13 protein-coding genes are annotated in these 19621 nt (G+C 39.5%); 8 read left to right on the forward strand and 5 right to left on the reverse strand.

All coding sequences use genetic code 11. The features are described from left to right. Window positions 1-96 precede the first annotated feature (96 nt). Window positions 97-1437, forward strand: coding sequence for an SWIM zinc finger family protein (locus AL038_RS17555; RefSeq protein ID WP_062155055.1), 1341 nt, complete (start codon window positions 97-99; stop codon window positions 1435-1437). A gap of 149 nt (window positions 1438-1586) precedes the next feature. Next, window positions 1587-5468, forward strand: coding sequence for a PAS domain S-box protein (locus tag AL038_RS17560; protein ID WP_083991580.1), 3882 nt, complete (start codon window positions 1587-1589; stop codon window positions 5466-5468). A 156-nt stretch (window positions 5469-5624) separates the two neighbouring features. Here AL038_RS17560 and AL038_RS17565 read toward each other — a convergent pair whose 3' ends face one another. The 3 genes from AL038_RS17565 to gatC all read right to left on the reverse strand — a co-directional run bounded on the left by AL038_RS17565 (window position 5625) and on the right by gatC (window position 8414). Beyond that, window positions 5625-6509, reverse strand: a complete 885-nt coding sequence (locus AL038_RS17565; protein WP_062155059.1) for an isoaspartyl peptidase/L-asparaginase — start codon at window positions 6507-6509, stop codon at window positions 5625-5627. Window positions 6510-6612: 103 nt separating this feature from the next. Then, a complete protein-coding gene (gatA, locus tag AL038_RS17570) occupies window positions 6613-8067 on the reverse strand; it encodes an Asp-tRNA(Asn)/Glu-tRNA(Gln) amidotransferase subunit GatA (protein ID WP_062155061.1) in 1455 nt (484 codons plus the stop codon). A gap of 59 nt (window positions 8068-8126) precedes the next feature. Next, on the reverse strand, window positions 8127-8414 hold the full coding sequence (gatC, locus tag AL038_RS17575; protein WP_062155063.1) for an Asp-tRNA(Asn)/Glu-tRNA(Gln) amidotransferase subunit GatC: 288 nt from the start codon (window positions 8412-8414) through the stop codon (window positions 8127-8129). 618 nt (window positions 8415-9032) lie between these two features. Here gatC and AL038_RS17580 point away from each other — a divergent pair. The 3 genes from AL038_RS17580 to mreD all read left to right on the forward strand — a co-directional run bounded on the left by AL038_RS17580 (window position 9033) and on the right by mreD (window position 11504). After that, window positions 9033-10088: a rod shape-determining protein gene (locus AL038_RS17580; protein ID WP_062155064.1), complete on the forward strand. Its 1056-nt coding sequence runs from the start codon at window positions 9033-9035 to the stop codon at window positions 10086-10088. A 67-nt stretch (window positions 10089-10155) separates the two neighbouring features. Beyond that, window positions 10156-11010 carry a rod shape-determining protein MreC gene (gene mreC, locus AL038_RS17585; RefSeq protein ID WP_272898059.1) on the forward strand — a complete coding sequence of 285 codons (855 nt, stop codon included), beginning with the start codon at window positions 10156-10158 and terminating at the stop codon, window positions 11008-11010. 5 nt (window positions 11011-11015) lie between these two features. Beyond that, a complete protein-coding gene (mreD, locus tag AL038_RS17590) occupies window positions 11016-11504 on the forward strand; it encodes a rod shape-determining protein MreD (RefSeq protein WP_062155069.1) in 489 nt (162 codons plus the stop codon). A gap of 22 nt (window positions 11505-11526) precedes the next feature. On the opposite strand, the gene AL038_RS17595 is transcribed toward mreD, so the two are convergent. Then, window positions 11527-12675, reverse strand: a complete 1149-nt coding sequence (locus AL038_RS17595) for a glutathionylspermidine synthase family protein (RefSeq protein WP_062155071.1) — start codon at window positions 12673-12675, stop codon at window positions 11527-11529. Window positions 12676-13402: 727 nt separating this feature from the next. On the opposite strand from AL038_RS17595, the gene AL038_RS17600 reads away from it, so the two are divergent. The 3 genes from AL038_RS17600 to AL038_RS17610 all read left to right on the forward strand — a co-directional run bounded on the left by AL038_RS17600 (window position 13403) and on the right by AL038_RS17610 (window position 18026). After that, window positions 13403-13669 (forward strand): hypothetical protein, encoded by a 267-nt coding sequence (locus tag AL038_RS17600; RefSeq protein WP_062155072.1) that lies wholly within the window; start codon window positions 13403-13405, stop codon window positions 13667-13669. Continuing rightward, the gene (locus tag AL038_RS17605; protein ID WP_062155074.1) at window positions 13666-17715 is read left to right on the forward strand and encodes a tetratricopeptide repeat protein; all 4050 of its coding nucleotides are present in this window, start codon (window positions 13666-13668) and stop codon (window positions 17713-17715) included. Before AL038_RS17600 ends, AL038_RS17605 begins: the two co-directional genes overlap by 4 nt. 125 nt (window positions 17716-17840) lie before the next feature. Continuing rightward, complete coding sequence (locus tag AL038_RS17610) at window positions 17841-18026, forward strand: hypothetical protein (RefSeq protein ID WP_145917131.1); 186 nt, start codon at window positions 17841-17843, stop codon at window positions 18024-18026. Between the two features lie 409 nt (window positions 18027-18435). Here the strand turns inward: AL038_RS17610 and AL038_RS17615 are convergent, their stop codons facing one another. Then, complete coding sequence (locus AL038_RS17615; protein ID WP_062155076.1) at window positions 18436-19593, reverse strand: class I SAM-dependent methyltransferase; 1158 nt, start codon at window positions 19591-19593, stop codon at window positions 18436-18438. Window positions 19594-19621 lie beyond the last annotated feature (28 nt).

Genomic DNA, 19621 nt, shown 5'->3' on the forward strand with positions numbered 1-19621 from the left:
TTTTTTTGGCGGATTTAGGCAAAAATAAATGGGTAAAAACCAGCTATTTTTTGCTTATTTTCATACTAACCAGTTTAATTTATTAGTTTTTATATCATGTCCACAAACTACACAACTGAACAAATTTTACAGCTTGCCCCTGATGAAGCGTCGAAAAAAAGTGGTAAGGGACTGGCAAAAGCAACGCATTGGGTCACTTTGGGATATAGCGATTCAGCTATTTGGGGGGAATGTCAGGGAAGTGGTTCAAAACCCTATCAAACACGGATTGATTTGGACAATATGGCGTTTAAATGCAGTTGTCCAAGCCGTAAATTCCCTTGTAAACATGCCTTAGGCTTATTCTTGTTATATGCACAAAATATTAATGTATTAACAAAAACGGATGATCCACCCGATTGGGTTGCTGAGTGGTTGGCGGGGCGCGCCACTAAACAAGCGAAGCAAAGCCAACCTAAAGCCCCTGTTAATGAGGCAGCGCAGGCAAAGCGGGCAGAAAAGCGGGAGAACACGGTACAAGCTGGTTTAACGGATATCTCTTTATGGTTAAACGATATTATCCGTACAGGATTGGCAGATTTAAAAAATCGTCCTTACCATTTTTTTGAACAAATGGCGGCACGAATGGTGGATGCTCAGGCAATGGGTGTTGCACGGTATTTGCAGTTATTCGCCAGTACCGTCAATAGTAGTGATAGCAATTGGTCATCACAATTATTGGCAGACATGGCAAAATTACATTTGTTAATAGAAAGTTATCAACATTTAGACCAGCTTGACCCCACATTACAATCGGATATTCGTGCTTTAATCGGTTGGACGCAAAAGAAAGAGAATTTGCTAGAAGAACGCCCTGCTGTTCGCGACAATTGGTTCGTGTGTGGACAATACATGGATTCACAATCGCAATTAGTTACACAGCGCATCTGGCTATATGGCGAGACGAGCCAACAGTTTGCGTTATTGCTGACTTCTGCACATCCTAGCAATTTAATCGCGTTGGACAGACAGTGGTTAACGGGTACAACTGTGGATGCGGATTTGGTTTTTTATCCATCGGTTTATCCACTTCGTGCCATTTTAAAAGCGCGTTATAGCCATGCAGACAGTAAACCCTTGTTGGGGCTGAATAGTATTGCGGCGGTGTATCAGGTTTTTCAAACAGCAATTATGCAACAGTGCTGGATAACACAATTACCCATTATTATTGAAAACGTTAGACTTCATGGAAATACGGAGCAAGGTTGGGGTTTACAAGATACGACGCAACATTATGTCAATCTTAGCCCTACATTTACGGAAATATGGCATTTATTAGCGATTGGTGCGGGAAAACCGATGAAGTTATTCGGGGAATATAGTGAAGCAGGGTTTTTGCCATTGGGTATTTGGCATACTGATGGTTATCAATATTTTAACGTTTCATTAAATAGTTAGTTTACAGTTTTGCTCAACGTGATATTGCCTTGTTGACGGCTCAACTGCCGATAACAAGCGCAATAAACTGGCAATAGGATGAGCTTATCGCGTTAACGTTGAATAACAAATAATTTTTACCAGTAACGCGATAAAGGAGTTGGTTTAAAGTGAGCAGTCCTTATAAAAGACGATATTTTTTATTGAGAAAAATAATACGAATAAATTCATTACGTACCGTGTTAATTATCCCGTTTGTAATATTAGTTACTGTTACTGTTGGTTTAGTGGGATATTTATCATTTTCAAATGGTCATCGTGCAGTCAATGAAGTAGCAACATCACTGCGGACAGAAATTATTTTAAGTGTTAAACAAAGTATTACTAATTTTTTAGAAGCCCCACATAAAGCGAATCAAACCCATTTAAATTTAATCAAATTGGGCTTATTAAACTTAGATGATTTAAACACTTGGCGGAAATATTTGTGGGCGCAGTTGCATACTTATACAACCGTCAGTTTTATGGTTATTGGAACAGAAAAAGGGGGCTTTGTTTCCGTCGGGGGCTTGAAAAATAACCAAGCTACTATAGGCATCAATATCGCAACGGATGAAAAAAATTATGATTTATATCGTTATCTAACTGATGAGAAAGGCGAGTTAGTTAATTTATTAGGGATTAGTAAAACATTTGACCCACGTCCACGCCCTTGGTATCAAGCCGCTGTCAAAGCAGGACACGCAACATGGAGCGAGATTTTTCGCCGTACAGACGACGACAGTAGCTTAATCATCAGTGCTACATTACCTATTTATAATCATTCACAACAACTAGATGGCGTATTAACCAGTAGTTTCCGCTTATCGACTATCAGTCATTTTTTAAAAACCTTAACCATCGGTAAAACAGGGGCGGTTTTTATCATAGAACGTTCGGGTAAAATTGTTGCCTCCTCCATAGAAGAACAAATCTTTACTATTGATAAGACTAATCCAGAAGAAAAAGTTCAACGTTTGGATATTATTGATAGTCAATCCCCCCTATTAGATGCCAGTGGTCACTATTTACTGGCTCAGTTTGGTACGTTTGAACAGGTAACGACGATTTTTGAAGATGAATTTGCTATTCAAGGAGAAAAACATTTTCTGTCTTTAGTTCCTTATACCGATGCGTATGGAATTGATTGGCTAATTGGAGTGGTAATTCCCGAAGCCGATTTTATGGCACATATTCAAAATAACGTGAAAATAACTATCATGTTATCCCTCGCCGCGCTCTGTTTAGCAATACTCGCAGGATTATTAACCGCACATGGAATTATCAATCCAATTGTCAAATTAAAAGAAGCAGCTCGCCAAATTGCAACCCATCATTGGACTAAACCACTCCGATTTAAACGGCATGATGAACTGGGTGATTTAGCTAACTCCTTTAATAGCATGGCAAAACAGCTACATGACTCCTTTATCACGATAGAGTATGAACTAGCAGAGAGAAAACGCTTTGGAAATCAACTACGCAAACTATCCAGCGCAGTAGAACAAAGTGCCAGTGCGATTATTATTACAGACTTAAACGGCAGCATTGAATTCGTCAATCCCGCTTTTTTACACGTAACGGGTTATACCCTAAACGAAGTATTAGGACAAAACCCGCGCTTTTTACAATCGGGTAAACACACAACTGCTTTATTTAAAGAACTTTGGGAAACCATACAATCGGGCAAAATGTGGCAAGGGGAGCTCATAAACAAGAAGAAAACAGGCGCGCTTTATTGGGAATTTGTCACGATTTCCCCTATTAAAAATGATGAAAACGTTATTACACATTATCTTTCTATTCAAGAAGATATAACCGACCATAAAAAAACTGAAGAAGCCCTGCATAACAGTGAAAAACGCTTTAAAGCTATTTTTAACAATGCGGCGGTTGGTATTGCGACGATAGATAAATTCGGCAACTATCTTGAAAGCAATCATAAATGGGCAGACATGTTGGGCTATAACCTAACTGATGTGGAAAAACTCACCCATATCGCTATTACCCATCCTGATGATCAAGAGGAATCAACCGAAAAACTGCAACAACTTATTCGCGGAGAATGTGATTTTTATCAAGTAGAAAAACGCTTTATACGTAAAGATGGAAGTATTTTTTGGGGCGAGTTATGGGCATCCCCTATTTTTGATGAACAACATAAATTAGAAGCCATAATAGGCATTATTATTGACTTAACCAAACGTAAACAATTTGAAGAAGCCCTGCAACAAAGCAAACAACACCTTAAAGATGCCTTACATTGGCGAGAAGCTATTTTTAACAATAGCACCATAGGCATTGCCGTGGTTAATTCGCAACGGATAATTACAGATATTAACGCTAAGATACTAGAAATGTTTGGTTATACCCATGCAGAACTGTTACATAAATCTATTGGCATGATTCATACCTCTTTAGAAAATTACAATAAATTTGCCGAATACTATCAAATGTCTATTCCCCATGAACTCCATCACTTAGAATTTCCTTTTCGGCATAAAAAAGGGAATGTCTTTTGGTGTGAAGTCAGCGGACGCGCAATAGACCAATATGATTTAAGTAAAGGGATTATCTGGGTGGTGATGGATATTACGGAACGAAAACAAGCTGAGGCAGGACTACAACAAGCAAAAGAACAAGCCGAAAATGCTAACCGCGCAAAAAGTGCCTTTCTCGCCAACATGAGCCATGAATTACGCACACCACTAAATGCCATTTTAGGCTATACCCAATTGTTTAAAAACGATACGGGATTGAGTCAACGCCAACAAGAAGGCATTCAAATTATTCATCGCAGTGGTGAACATTTGCTAACGCTGATTAACGATGTATTAGACTTATCTAAAATTGAAGCAGAGCGTTTAGAGCTAAACCCGATTGAATTCCGTCTTACTGATTTTCTAAAAGAAACTACTGACTTATTTAAAATGCGGGCGACACAAAAAGGGCTACATTTCGTCTTAGATTGCGCACCACAACTACCCACAGTTGTTTATGCCGACGAGCGTCGCCTAAGACAAATTATTCTTAATCTACTCAGTAATGCCGTAAAGTTTACCCAGAAAGGATGTGTTACTTTCTCTGTTTATCCACGAGCAGATAAAATTGTTTTTTCTGTTAAAGACACAGGCATAGGCATTAAACTTGAAGACCAAGAAATTATTTTTTCCGCATTTCAACAAATTGGCGATTATCGCCATAATGAAGAAGGAACAGGTTTAGGCTTATCTATCAGTAAACGCCTAATTGAAATGATGACGGGCGAAATCCACCTAGAAAGTATGTTAGGTAAAGGGAGTCATTTTTGGTTTGAAATTCCGCTAATGACATTAGAAGAATTTTCCACAATGGAACAATCCGCATTTACCACCATTGTAGGGATAAAAGAACAACATCCGACGATTTTAGTCATAGAACATTGTCTGGAAAATCGCCAAATGCTTGCACAATATTTAGGCTCATTAGGTTTTCATGTTTTAGAAGCGGATAACGCAATCATGGGATTTCCCCTTGCAGAACAACAAAAACCAGATGCCATCTTAGTTGATATGCACATGCCTATTATTGATGGGTATGATTTTATTAAACAAGCACGCACCTCCACTTTATTAAAAGAAACCGTGATTATTGCCAATGCAATTAATTCGAATAATAACGAGGCAGAACAAACTATTAAAATGGGTTACAACGACTTTTTAGTCAAACCCATCGAAACCACAAAGCTATTGATTGTGTTACAAAAACATCTTCATTTAAAATGGATTTATGATGAAAATGTACAAGTCATTTCTGCGACAAATGATTTGCCCACAATGATTTATCCTGCGGCAGAAAAGGTGAGCGAACTATTAGAATATGTGAAAAAAGGGAGTGTTCGACGCATCATCGAAACCGCTGATAAATTGGAAGCAGAAACCCCCATTTTTTCGCCATTTGTGCAAGAAGTAAAACAATTAGTGCGGGCGTTTGAAATGGACAGGCTATTACAATTAATAGAAAAATGTAGATAAGCACCGTCTGAATCAAGACTTTCAGGACTCATAAAACGTTCAGCGTGAAAAACCATAGACTATTTGTAAAAATTCCGTTACTACCGACTCAAGAAGTGTTATCCGTTTTAAAAATGGTCTGAATCAGCGTTTCCAGAATTAAAAATAACAAGTTACTCAGGGAGATACATACAAGTGTTGTCCGTCATAACTGGCATATAAAAGCTGGTATTGTGCTTGCTCTATCGTTTTACCAACGACAATTTTTCCGTTGTAGTCAATGCTGATAAGCCCAAAACAATATTCTTCAATCCGTGCTTCTAATAACGTTTTATCAACAGCGATTTGTAACGGCATTCCATCTTGTACACGGGTTACAATTTTTACAGCAACCGCATGATTAATAATCTGTTCACCAACTCCCGTACACGACACACCCGCGACAGAGGCCGCATAAGTCCCTGCAACCGTTGCACTATCACTAACCCGCCCGGGGATTTCACCACCAATACCGCCTGTGGAAGTCCCTGCACAAATAACCCCTTTTGCATCTAAGGCTACCGCGCCTACTGTACCTGTTTTATGTAAAACACCTTGTTCATATTGCTTTAGGCGTTCAGGCGTTATGGGGTCATAATCAGGAATACGGTGTTGATGAGCATACAAACTGGCTAATTCGCCCGCCAGAATGCTATTGGATTCTTGTAATAAGAGTTGGGCAATATCAATGGGGTTTTTTACCCGCTGAATATTCATTACCCCTGTAAACCGTTTGGTTTGGCTATCAATTAACGCCGCTGACATTCTTGCTTGTCCATCGGCTTGTAGCACTGAGCCTGTGCCTGCGTTAAAAAGTGGCTCGTCTTCTAAACGTCGAATGGCATGTAAAACCGCATTACGCGCACCAATAGAACATAAAATGTCAAAGGAGTCTTTAACAATAGAAGCCAGCGCATCATGAAACTTTTCTTGAGAATGGCGCATACCGCTTGAGGCTTGTGTACTGTTGAGTAAACCGCCGTGTATCACCAATTTGGGACTGATATCTTGGTATTCTTGCATAGTTGAACACGCTACACTTGTGGGGTTTATTGATGATGGAGCATGTAGCGCGTTTATTCAATGTAGGGGCGAACAAATTCCCCCCTACATTGTTAAGGCTAAATTAGGTAAAGGCGGATGGTATTTGTTGATGCCAATTGGTTTGTTGTTGATACTGATGTGCAATATTTAATAGCCGTGATTCGCTAAAATAATTACCTATCAGTTGCAAGCCTATAGGACGGTTTTGCACAAAGCCCGCAGGAATAGACAGGGCAGGAATACCCGCTAGATTAATCGCAATCGTGTAAATATCGGATAAATACATGGTAACGGGATCATCTACTTTCTCACCGATATTAAAGGCAGGGGTTGGTGAGGTTGGGCTGAGTAATACATCAACTTCTTGAAAAGCTTGTTTAAAATCGTTGCTGATTAAACGGCGAATCTGTTGGGCTTTTAAATAATACGCATCATAATAACCCGCAGACAGTGCGTAAGTGCCAATCATAATACGGCGTTTAACCTCCGCACCAAAGCCTTCACCACGAGAGCGTTTGTATAAATCCATTAAATCAACTGCATTTTCGCAACGATAGCCAAAGCGTACACCGTCAAAACGGGATAAGTTGGATGAACATTCTGCGGGTGCAATGATGTAGTACGCGGGAACAGATAAATGGCTATTGGGTAAATCAACCGTTTTTACCGTCGCGCCGAGTTGTTTTAATACAGCAATCGCCGTTTCTAACTGTTGGGCAACATCTGCATTTAAACCGTCACCGAAATATTGTTGCGGTAAACCGATGCGTAAGCCTTTTAAACTATCTTGTAGATGGCGTGTGTAGTCTTCTGGGGGGCGTTCTAGTGAGGTTGAATCTTTGCCGTCAAATCCTGCCATTGCATTTAACAATAAGCCCGCATCTTCAGCGGTGTGCGTCATGGGTCCTGCTTGGTCTAAGCTAGAAGCATAAGCAATTATGCCATAACGTGATACTGTGCCATAAGTAGGTTTTAAACCGACTAAGTTACATAAAGCAGCAGGTTGACGAATCGAACCGCCTGTATCTGTCCCTGTTGCCATGGGTGCGAGACGAGCAGCCAGTGCAGCGGCAGAGCCACCTGATGAACCACCGGGAACGGCTTGAATGTCCCACGGGTTTTTCACAGCACCGTAATAGCTGGTTTCATTGGATGAACCCATTGCAAATTCATCCATATTGGTTTTACCCAACATCACTGCGCCTGCACTTTCAAATTTGTCGATCACCGTAGCGTTATACGGCGCGATAAAGTTATCTAACATTTTTGAACCGCAAGTGGTTTTAATCCCTTTGGTACAAAAAATGTCTTTATGTAAAATGGGGATACCTGTCAACGCATCAGCCGTGCCTTGTTGCAAGCGACTGTCGGCAAGTTGGGCTTGTTGTAGGGCGAGTTCTTCCGTCAACGTAATGACACTATTGAGCTGTCCGTCATAACGTTTAATCCGTTCTAAAAAGTGACGGGTTAGCTCTACACTGGAAAATTTCCGCTGTTGAAGGGCATTAGAAAGTTCAGTCAGGGTTAAATCGTGCATAGTCTTTTATGGTGGGTGTTTATATCTTAGGCGGATACAATGGCGATTTGTTTGTGCAATTATTCAAGAACTTTAGGCACTAGATACAAACCGTCTTCAACTTGGGGGGCAATTGCTTGAAACGTGTCACGCTGATTGATTTCAACCACAACATCAGGACGTAAACGCGCGGTTGCGTCTAAGGGATGCGCCATAGGCAAAATGCCCGAGGTGTCGACACTATTCATTTGTTCAACAAACGCTAAAATATTTGATAAATTATGTGTGTAAAGCGGTATATCTGCTTCTGATAAGGAAATACGCGCTAAATGGGCAATTTTTTCGACATCTTTGCGTTGTAAAGACATAATCACAGATTCCTGATGCAGTATAATGGCGCAGTGTGCTGACAAACGGGTATAAATTGTGCTGTAGCATATAACCGTAAGATGATAAATTGCTTAGGAGAGTAATGACTGATGACAGAATCTTAAATTTTCTTTAAGAGTAAGCGTTAATTATTTAAAATCAGTCTATTATAAATCTACCGCGCACAACAATAAAAACCTATTTTTTATCATCTAACACGATAATATTCAAAATATTTCGCTAGATTAAAGTGGAAAACGGAGAGTTAGATAACGTGTTACACTAGAATGAGCTTGCTACTTGCTCAAATTTCAAATGCTTGATAAATTTGTCGATTATTTAGGTGTGATGTCGCCCGTCGTTTAGACCGTTTTTCTTATATTCAATATGGCTTTAACGCTAAAAGTACAATTTGAAAAACCAAACGATTACAAAATCTGTCTAAAACGCCAGTGTGGTCAACATCCACAATAATACCGAATAATCTGCACATCATACCCCAAGATAGCAATAAACGGGGTATTTTTATTTAAGAAACTGATTTATAGGGGTTAATTTCCCCCTGTGGAAATGCCACATTGTTTTTCACATTATTGTCATAGGATTAATTAAATTCCATGTTCAAACGCCTGCGCGGACTTTTTTCTAACGACCTGTCTATTGATTTAGGTACAGCGAATACCTTGATTTATGTAAGAGGACAGGGAATCGTCCTTAATGAACCCTCTGTTGTTGCGATTAAACAAGGACGCGATGGCAGTAACAATGCCAAACAAATTGCAGCGGTCGGGTCAGAAGCAAAATTAATGTTAGGACGCACTCCCGAACATATCACCGCAATTCGCCCTATGAAAGATGGGGTTATTGCCGACTTCACCATCACGGAAAAGATGTTGCAGTATTTTATTCATAAAGTCCATGAAAACCGCTTTTTACGTCCTAGCCCACGCGTGCTTATCTGCGTGCCATGCGGTTCTACCCAAGTAGAACGGCGGGCTATTCGTGAATCCGCAGCAGGAGCTGGTGCGCGTGAAGTCTATTTGATTGAAGAACCAATGGCCGCAGCGATTGGCGCGGGGTTACCCGTTAGTGAAGCAGTTGGTTCTATGGTGTTAGATATTGGCGGTGGTACGTCTGAAGTGGGCGTATTATCTTTGAATGGTATCGTTTTTTCTGATTCTATTCGTGTTGGTGGTGACCGCTTTGATGAGGCGATTATTAGCTATGTTCGCAAGCATTACGGTACATTAATCGGAGAAGCGACCGCAGAACGGATTAAACACGAAATCGGTTCGGCCTTTCCCGGTAAAGAAATGCGTGAAATCCAAGTACGGGGACGTAATATCACAGAGGGCATTCCTCGCAGCATCAAACTTAACAGCCATGAAGTATTAGAAGCCTTACAAGAACCCCTGCAAAGTGTGATAAAAACGGTTAAAACCGCATTAGAAAAAACCCCGCCCGAATTAGGCTCTGATATTGCGGAAAAAGGCTTGGTATTAACAGGCGGTGGGGCGTTACTCAAAGATATTGACCGTTTACTCATGGAAGAAACAGGATTACCTGTCTTAATTGCTGATGACCCATTAACTTGTGTTGCGCGTGGCGGTGGTAGAGCCTTAGAAATGATAGAGCAATATGGTCCTGATGTATTTTCTTTAGAAGCTGCTTAATATTATCAATAGACTGCCATAGCCATGTTGACAGCGTTGTCTGGAGTTACCTATTAATCCGTTATTTATACAAGGATATTCTCCTTCCTTTCGCGTGTTCGTTTTTGTGACGGTATCGTTAGTGTTGATGACAGTGGATCATCGCTTACACTATCTAAAATCTGTACGTTCACACCTGTCTGTGGTTGTCTATCCTCTGCAATATCTTGTTGATTTTCCTGTAAAAGCCAGTCATTGGTTATCGCAAGGATTTGGCTCACGATTACAATTACTGTCTGAAAATAGTAGCTTACGTGAGGAAAACCTACGGTTACGATTTACGTTGCAAAAATTGCAAGATTTAAAAAACGAAAACGAGCGGTTACGTTCTTTATTAGGCGCGACAACGCAATTTACAGAAAAAGTCTTAGTTGCTGAGGTGTTAGCTGTAGATTTAGACCCTTTCACTCGTCGTATGTTGATAGATAAAGGTTCGGAACAAGGTGTTTTTGATGGGCAACCGCTACTTGATGCGCGCGGTGTGATGGGACAAATTGTTAATGTAGGCCCTTTTTCCAGTACCTTAATGTTGATTACTGACCCAAATCACGCGCTTCCTGTTCAAGTAGAACGCAGTGGATTGCGAACCATCGCTGTTGGAATGGGCGCGGTTAATCGCTTGGAATTGCTCTATTTACCTAATAATTCTGATATTGTTGTTGGTGATAAATTAGTCACTTCTGGCTTAGGTGGACAATTTCCCCCCGGATATCCTGTGGGTGAAGTGGTAGAAGTAAATCCTGATATTGCACGCCCTTATGCACAAGTCCAAGCCATTCCTCACGCGCTATTAGAACGCAATCGAGAAGTTTTACTCATCTGGAACATAGAGCCAGACCCCGTTATTGTTAAAGACCATCATCCCGGAACGAGTACGCAATAAGTATTATGAGTTTAGAAAAACATCATGGTGGTTGGGTTTTATTCGTCACATTTAGCGTATCGCTCATGCTGGCTATTATTCCATTACCCGGATGGGCGGTGATTTGGCGACCAGATTGGGTTGCGTTAGTGTTGGTTTACTGGTGTATTGCAATTCCACAACGGGTTGGCGTGGCTACAGGTTGGGTTATAGGCATTCTGTACGATGTTTTAAGCGATACCTTATTGGGACAACATGCACTTATTTTGAGTTTTTTAGCTTATCTTAGTGTTAAATTACATCGTCAAGTTCGTGTTTTTCCTTGGTGGCAACAAGCCCTTTTTGCAGGTTCTATGGTGGCTATTAGCGAGTTATTAGAAGCATGGATACGCGGTGCTATTGGACATCCAACGGTTGGTTGGACATTCATTTATCCTGCTATTACCAGCATTGTATTATGGCCATGGATATTTATTATTCTGCGCGATATGCGCCGTACTTATCAGGTTTTCTAACGCCATGATAACCACATAAATCTTATGCGGATAAAAATAAATGTGGTACAAACCGTGAAGAATTTTTAGTAATTGGTCCTTTATCCTCGCGCACGCCTAAACCACACGCGCTATCGCCAACTATCCAACTACCCAATACGGGATAATTGCCAGAAAACTCTTCAATCGGTTGATAGGCTTGATAAATTTTAGCCTCATTCGCATAATTGCCTGTGGTTGCTAATATTGTTTTTCCCTCAATCACTAAACGCACATTTTCCCCTTCACGAGATAATGTTGGTTTTTCAATAAACGTACCGTTTAATGGTTCAGCCGTAAAATAACTGGGCAAGAGGTTGGGGTGATGTGGGTTTAATTCCCACAAAATGGGCAAAATCGCTTTATTGGACAATAAGATTTTCCACGCAGGTTCTATCATTAATACCGTATCTGCCAGTAAAAATTCGCTAATAGGTTCTTGTAGTAACCATTCCCACGGATAGAGTTTAAATAACGCCTCGATTTTTCTCTCTTGTAAATCCGTGAAATATTGCCCATTCCAACCAATTTCATCTATATATAACAAGGGAATATCCAAACCTGCTTGTAATGCCGTGTCACGTAAATAATTAACCGTGCCTTCGTCTTCAGGATGGTCACGAACAACAGTAAAATAAACTTGTTGCGTATGATAAAAACGGAAACGTTGCCACTCATCAATTAGTTTTTCATGAATGGAATTAAACTGGTCTGCGTGGGGAAATTGTTCGTTTAACCAATGCCATTGTACGACGCTTGCCTCATATAGAGCAGTTGGTGTATCTGCGTTAAATTCTAATAATTTTGGTGGGTTATCGCTACCATTCCACGCTAAATCAAACCGACCGTATAAAGCAGGGTCTTGTCGTTCCCACGCATTTTTTATATAGGTTTGATAAGCAGGAGACAGGTTAAAAGGTTGAAAATAGTTGTTTTTTACGATGTAATCAACCGCTGATAGGCATAATTGATACAGTTCATTACTAACCGCTTCTAATGTATCAATTTGCGCGCTATTAAATTCGTAATAAGCCTTTTCATCCCAATAAGTTGGGTCTTCCCCCGCTGCGTACTCAATCGTGTGAAATTGAAAACCGATTGATTCACAACGTGCTTGCCAATCAGGACGGGGAGTAATGGGAATTCTACGCATAGCATCACCAAATAGTACCTTGATAATTTTTAGCAGAAATATAGCAACAGTACTATAAAAAGATTAAATAGAATATGAGTAAAAAGAGCGCATTAATAGAACAATTTGCTCGTTACTAAGCTTTGCTTGGTAATGCCTGTCTTGCAAGCTCCGCTTGCCGAGTACAAGCGGACTTAAGCGTGGGGCGTTCAAGTATTAGCCAAGCAGAGCTTGGTGAATAGGCATTACCAAGTGAAACTTGGTAACGAGCAATACTTTTTTACGGAAATCTGTTGAATAGGTCATTTCTTATTCTCTTTTTAAAATATGGTTACTATATTTTCGCCCAGTTGTAGGCAATTTAAAAAAATGGGGGGAATGGGCGGGGGAGAAAAATAGGGATAAAGTGGATAAAATAACTTAACTATAAGAAAAGTAAGGAAGTCGTAAAAAACTGCTAAAGGAGGGGGATAAAAGGGCTGAAAAGTAGAATTTCTTTATAAATCATGAGCGTGGAAATTTTAGGCTGAGTATCAAGGCTTACAGCCTAGAAAAATATCATATTCTTTTCACTTTGAACAGTTTCACGCCCAATCAGCCCCGCCCGCATCAGCGCACCGCGCTCGATTGCGGGCGGGGCTTTTTGGGGGGAAAAATCTTTTTTCTTTTCCCCTCTTAACCCATTTTCGGGTTATTCAAACTCGTTTAGAATCTTTGGGGCTTCATTACATTACATTGAGGATTTTTTATGAGTGACCGTTCTGTCAAAGTCGGAAAGAGTTCTGCTGGTGTCGTTGCTACAGGGAATAATGTACGAATCTTTATGGGCGTACAACTGAAACCGCTTCATTATTGGATTGGGGGAGCTGTTGGCTTTGTTGTTTTCTTGGTTGTGGTGTTGGCTTTGGTGTTTGGTGGGAACTCTCAAAAAGCGGAGGATTGTTCTTTTAATGCAGGTGGAGATATTAAAGGAACGGTAAAAATAGATTGTTCTAAAAAGGAGGTTAAGCCATGAGAAGCTTCTTTTTTATAGGGCTTTTATGTGTTTCTCCTGCCTTATACGCTTTGGGTGACTCGTACAGTGCAGAGAATTGTAGTTTTAATGCTGGGGACATTAGTGCATCTGTTACCGTAACTTGTTCTAACTTAGACCCCGAAATTCAAAAATCTTTAAATGAATACTTAAAAGAATTTCAACGAGCACAAAAGCAGTTAAATGATACGTTAGAACTTAAAGACTCTAAAATTGAACAACTGCGAAAGGAAGCAGAAGACTGGATTAACCGTTACAAGAGCTTATCTAAAGACTTAGAGAGTTTAAGACAAGAAAACCCCGATTATGCTGAGATACTCACCAAAGCAGAGGCGTTCTTAAAACAAGGGAAATTCTCAGAAGTAACCGCCTTATTAGAACCGTTAAAGGCAAAAGGAGATGAAAAGACTCAGCAGAATGCCAAAGTGCATTTTATGTTAGGACAAGCGTATCTCTTGGACAACAAACCTGTACAAGCCTTGCCTGAGTATGAAGCCGCTTATCATCAGGATTTTAAGAATATCAATTATCAGTTTGAATATGCCGAATTATTAAGAAACCAACAAGAGTATAAAAAAGCACAACACTTGTATGAAGAGTTACTCAATGAGCTAGAACAATTATCAAATTTAGAACAGCAAGCAAAACAAAAGTCGTTATTATGGGTAAAAGTACGTCTAGCAACAATTTATGTAAACATTGGAGAACCAGCAAAGGCAGAAAGCCTTTATCTTAATGTACTAAATAGTTATAGACTCTTAGCAAGAACTAATCCTACTATCTGTCTCTGTGAAGTTGCAAGAACTCTTAATAGTATCGCTAACTTTATTGTTGAAGACCCCAGACGCAGGGAAGAGGCTGAACTAGGGTTTAAAGATGCCTTAGCAATTTACAAAGACTTAGCTGAGACTAGCCCTAATATTTACCTTCCTGAAGTAGCTGAAATTATTAGTAATATCTCAGATTTAATTGCTACTGATCCTATGCGAAAAGAAGAAGCTGAACAAGGTTATAAAGAAGCTTTGGCTATCAGAATTCATTTAGCTAATACTAATGCCACGTACCTTCGTGAAGTTGCTTGGAGCTTCGATAAACTTGCTTCATTAATTGCTAAAGACCAAAATAGTAAGGAAGAGGCTGAACGGGAATATAAAATAGCTTTAAAAATCTTAAAAGATTTAGCCCAAACGGATAATGATTTATACTATCAAGTTGCTTTAATTATCAAGAAGCTTAATAAATTAATAGGTGATGACCCTAAACGAAGGACGGAGGTTGAATTGGGGTATAAAGAAGCATTGGCTATTTATAGAGATTTAGCGAAGACTAATCCTATTTATCTCCCTAAAGTTGCAGAAACTCTCGAAGACCTTAGTATCAGTATAATAGTCAATCAAGACTTCAAACGAAATTCTGAAGTTGAATTGTATTTTAAAGAAGCCACTGCAGTTTATAGAGATTTAGCAAAAGCTAATCCTGCTGTTTATCTTTCTCAAGTTGCAAAAATGCTTAATTTTCTTGCTATATTGGTAGCTAAAGACCCCAAACGTAGGGAAGAGGCTGAACAAGAATATACAGAGGCTTTAGCAATATTTAAAAACTTGGCTCAAACTAATCCTATCTATCATATTAGTATTGCTTTTATTCTTAATAACCTTGCTGATTTAGTAGTTAAAGACCCTAAGCGTAGGGAAGAGGCTGAACAAAAATATAAAGAAGCCTTGGCTATTTACGAAAACCTAGCTAAATCCAATCCTGCTATCTATTCTGATGATGTTGCTCAGACACTTAATAACCTTGCTAATTTAGTAGCTAAAGACCCTAAGCGCAGGGAAGAGGCTGAACAAAAATATAAAGAAGCCTTGGCTATCTATAGAGGTTTAGCTAAACCCAATCCTGCTGCCTATTCTGATGATGTTGCTCAGACACTTAATAACCTTGCTAATTTAGTAGCTAAAGACCCTAAGCGCAGGGAAGAGGCTGAACAAAAATATAAAGAAGCCTTGGCTATCTATAGAGGTTTAGCTAAACCCAATCCTGCTGCCTATTCTGATGATGTTGCTCAGACACTTAATAACCTTGCTAATTTAGTAGCTAAAGATCCTAAGCGCAGGGAAGAGGCTGAACAGGGCTATCAAGAAGCTTTAGCAATATTTAAAGATTTGGTTCAAACTAATGATGCTTATCGTTTTGATGTTGCTTTTGTTCTTAAAAACTTTGCTGACTTAGTAGTTCAAGATTCTAAGCGAAAAGATGAGGCAGAACAAAAATACAAAGACGCTTTAACTATCTATAGAGATTTAGCCAAGACCAATCTTGTTGTCTATTCTGATGAGGTTGCTCAGACACTTAATAATCTCGCTGATTTAGTAGCTAAAGACCCTAAGCGCAGGGAAGAGGCTGAACAGGGCTATCAAGAAGCTTTAGCAATATTTAAAGATTTGGTTCAAACTAATGATGCTTATCGTTTTGATGTTGCTTTTGTTCTTAAAAACTTTGCTGACTTAGTAGTTCAAGATTCTAAGCGAAAAGATGAGGCAGAACAAAAATACAAAGACGCTTTAACTATCTATAGAGATTTAGCCAAGACCAATCTTGTTGTCTATTCTGATGAGGTCGCTCAGACACTTAATAATCTCGCTGATTTAGTAGTTCAAGATCCAAAACGCGGCGAAGAAGCAGAACGAGAATATAAAGAAGCTTTAGCTATCTACAGAGATTTGACTCAAAGTAATTCTAATACTATTGCTTATTTCTTTCAGATTGCAGATATCCTTTACAAAGTTAGTATGTTAGTAGCTAAAGATACTAAACGAGCTGAAGAAGCAGAAAAAGGATATAAAGAAGCTTTAGCTATCTACAAAAATTTAGCTGAGACTATCCCAGATGTGTGTCATTGTCTTGTTGCAAAAACCATTAATACTCTTGCTAATTTAATCGTGAAAGACCCCAACCGTAGGGAGGAGGCTGAACAGGGATATCAAGAAGCTTTAGTTATTTTGAGAGATTTAGCCAAGACTGACCCTTTTTATTCTCCTCATGTTGTGGGAGTTCTCTATAGCCTTGCTAGTTTAGTAGCTGAAGACCCCAACCGTAGAAAGGAAGCTGAACAAGAGTATCAAGAAGCTTTATTTATTTTGAGAGACTTAGTTAAGGACAATCCTACTATTTACTCCTATTACATCGGATGGATTCTGTATAGCCTTGCTAATTTAGTAGCACAGGATCCCAACCGTAGGGAGGAGGTTGAACAAGAATTAAAAGAAGCTTTGGCTATATTCAAAGATTTAGCCGAGACTAATCCTGCCGTCTATTCCTCTAATGTTGCTGATACGCTCAATAACCTTGCTTTGTTAATAGCTAATGACCCCAATCGCAGAGAAGAGGCTGAACAAGAATATAAAGAAGCTTTAGCAATATATAGAGACTTAGCCAAGATTAATCCTGATGTGTATCTTCCTAGACTTGCTGATATTTTAAATAACCTTGGATATGCCATCCAAAAAAATCCTGCTCGTCGTGTCGAAGCAGAACAGTTATTGCGGAAATCATTAGCCGTTAGCAGAGAGCTAGTAAAAACTAATGCAGATGTTTACCGTCCTTCACTCCCTTTTGTTTTGGACAGTCTAGCGATAACCTTGGCTTATGATGCTTCACACCAACAGGAGGCAGAGGCATTATATCAAGAGTCTATTCAAATCTTTAGAGAGTTGATTATGATCAACAATGGGTATTTACCAAATCTTATAAAAGGCTTACGTAATTTCGCTATATTCCATCTACGTTATGAGCGAGTCGAAGAAGCGTTAAAACTCATTACTGAAGCGGTTGAGTTGGGGGAAGGCTTAATTAAAACTGCGCCTAACTTTGAAAATGAACAGGCGAAGAATTTAATTGTCTTAGGACAAGTTCAAATAAAACAGGATAAAACCCAACTTGCTTGTTCTACATGGAAATCTGCTTTAAAGAAGGCTACAGTACCTCAAGTAGATGAAGTAAAGATATTTATTAATCAGTATTGTTTATAAATTGTTCTACTTATAGTTCAACGAGCGAAACAGATAAAAAAAGCCATGTGCTGATATTTAGCATATGGCTTTTTTATTGTGTGTGTTTAATATATAGTAACCGTATTTTAAAAAGAGAATAAGAAATGACCTATTCAACAGATTGCCGTAAATTGGTAATGCCTATTCGCCAAGCTCTGCTTGGCGGGTACTTGAACGCCCCATGCTTAAGTCCGCTTGTACTCGGCAAGCGGAGCTTGGTAACGAGCAAACGAGCAAATTGTTCTATTGATGCGCTCTTTTTACTGATATTCTATTTAATCTTTTTATAGTACTGTTGCTATAGTAATCGTATTTTAAAAAGAGAATAAGAAATGACCTATTCAACAGATTTCCGTAAAAAAGTATTGCTCGTTACCAAGTTTCACTTGGTAATGCCTATTCGCCAAGCTCTGCTTGGCTGATACTTGAACGCCCCACACTTAAGTCCGCTTGTACTCGGCAAGCGGAGCTTGGTAACGAGCAAATTGTTCTATTGATGCGCTCTTTTTACTGATATTCTACTTAATCTTTTTATAGTACGGTCGCTATACCTTGATAATTTTTAGCAGAAACAGTTATCTGAATCAGGATATTCAGCGTGAGTAGAATTTCCAGACAAGGTTGATTTTATTTTTTAATTCTGGAAACGCGGATACTTCTGGACATCCTAATACAGATAATTCTTATTTTTATCGATAGTTACAATCGACCACTTTGGTCTAACATAAAGCCTTTTAGTGGCATATCTACTTGTTTACTTAAAGCAATCACTTTAAATAACTCACCCATTTCACTGGGCAAAAGCAATTGTTTAGCTGCTTGTGTCATTGCATAGTATATTTTTTCATCTGCTTGATACGTTTCTAATTCTTCCATTAACCCTGTTGCTAATAAAAAGTTTGCTTGGTTGGTGTAGCCTGCAACTGACCAGCCTGCAGCAACAGCGGATTCAGCAACTGCGGTAAAATCTACATGTGCAGTAATATCTTGTAATCCAACTAGAATCAATGGGTCACTGTGTGCATGATGGCGATAGTGACATATCAATGTTCCTTCATGCCGTTGTGGATGATAATACTCATGACGCGGAAATCCATAATCAATTAATAAGGCAATTCCCTTGTCGAGGATATCTGCCAAACTATTTATCCATGCAGGTAAGGTTGGGTTGATTTCAGAGACATAGCCTAAAGGTAATACAGGACGCAAAGATTCTACGGCTTGGCGTAATTCTGCATCGACAGTTGGTCGAGTTTGCCAAATAAACTGCCCTTGTTCTGTGGTAACGTAATATTCCATGACCGCTTCAGCCGTTAGCTGAAATTTTTGTACAGGCATCGCATCCAGTACTTCGTTAGCCAGAATAACACCTTGCAAACGCTGTTCGGGTAAGTGCGTGAGCCATTCAACATAAGGGTATAAATCAGGGACTTGTGTTTGTAAAGTTTGTTGTTGAACTTGTTGCAGGCTCGCGCTCAGTTCCATAATGTAATAGCGTGCAGGTAAACATTGCCATTGGGCTAAACTACGTAAAATTTCGGCAGCCATCGCACCAGTGCCTGCGCCAAATTCAATGATTACTCCATTGGTTAATGTCGCCAATACCGCCTGACATTGTTTAGCAATACAACGGGAAAAAAGTGGTGATAATTCTGGCGCAGTAACAAAATCGCCACCTTTCCCAAATTTACGTAATCCCGCGCTGTAATAGCCTAAATTGGGTGCATATAGCGCGCTTTCCATAAAAGTACGAAAAGGAATTGCACCGTCTGCTTGTTGCATTTGTGCATTAATATACTGGGTTAGACGCTGGCTATGTTCAATAGCAACGGGGTCATCAGGTAGCGGTAATGACATAGTTTTTCTCACAATGAATTAAAAGGGG

Source organism: Beggiatoa leptomitoformis, assembly GCF_001305575.3.
Classification (GTDB): domain Bacteria; phylum Pseudomonadota; class Gammaproteobacteria; order Beggiatoales; family Beggiatoaceae; genus Beggiatoa; species Beggiatoa leptomitoformis.

What these genes read in the sequence shown, in the direction of transcription:
- AL038_RS17555 (WP_062155055.1), top strand. Translation starts at nt 97, where the DNA reads ATGTCCACAAACTACACAACTGAACAAATTTTACAGCTTGCCCCTGAT.
- AL038_RS17565 (WP_062155059.1), bottom strand. Translation starts at nt 6,509, where the DNA reads ATGCAAGAATACCAAGATATCAGTCCCAAATTGGTGATACACGGCGGT.
- gatA (WP_062155061.1), bottom strand. Translation starts at nt 8,067, where the DNA reads ATGCACGATTTAACCCTGACTGAACTTTCTAATGCCCTTCAACAGCGG.
- gatC (WP_062155063.1), bottom strand. Translation starts at nt 8,414, where the DNA reads ATGTCTTTACAACGCAAAGATGTCGAAAAAATTGCCCATTTAGCGCGT.
- AL038_RS17580 (WP_062155064.1), top strand. Translation starts at nt 9,033, where the DNA reads ATGTTCAAACGCCTGCGCGGACTTTTTTCTAACGACCTGTCTATTGAT.
- mreD (WP_062155069.1), top strand. Translation starts at nt 11,016, where the DNA reads ATGAGTTTAGAAAAACATCATGGTGGTTGGGTTTTATTCGTCACATTT.
- AL038_RS17595 (WP_062155071.1), bottom strand. Translation starts at nt 12,675, where the DNA reads ATGCGTAGAATTCCCATTACTCCCCGTCCTGATTGGCAAGCACGTTGT.
- AL038_RS17600 (WP_062155072.1), top strand. Translation starts at nt 13,403, where the DNA reads ATGAGTGACCGTTCTGTCAAAGTCGGAAAGAGTTCTGCTGGTGTCGTT.
- AL038_RS17605 (WP_062155074.1), top strand. Translation starts at nt 13,666, where the DNA reads ATGAGAAGCTTCTTTTTTATAGGGCTTTTATGTGTTTCTCCTGCCTTA.
- AL038_RS17610 (WP_145917131.1), top strand. Translation starts at nt 17,841, where the DNA reads ATGACCTATTCAACAGATTGCCGTAAATTGGTAATGCCTATTCGCCAA.
- AL038_RS17615 (WP_062155076.1), bottom strand. Translation starts at nt 19,593, where the DNA reads ATGTCATTACCGCTACCTGATGACCCCGTTGCTATTGAACATAGCCAG.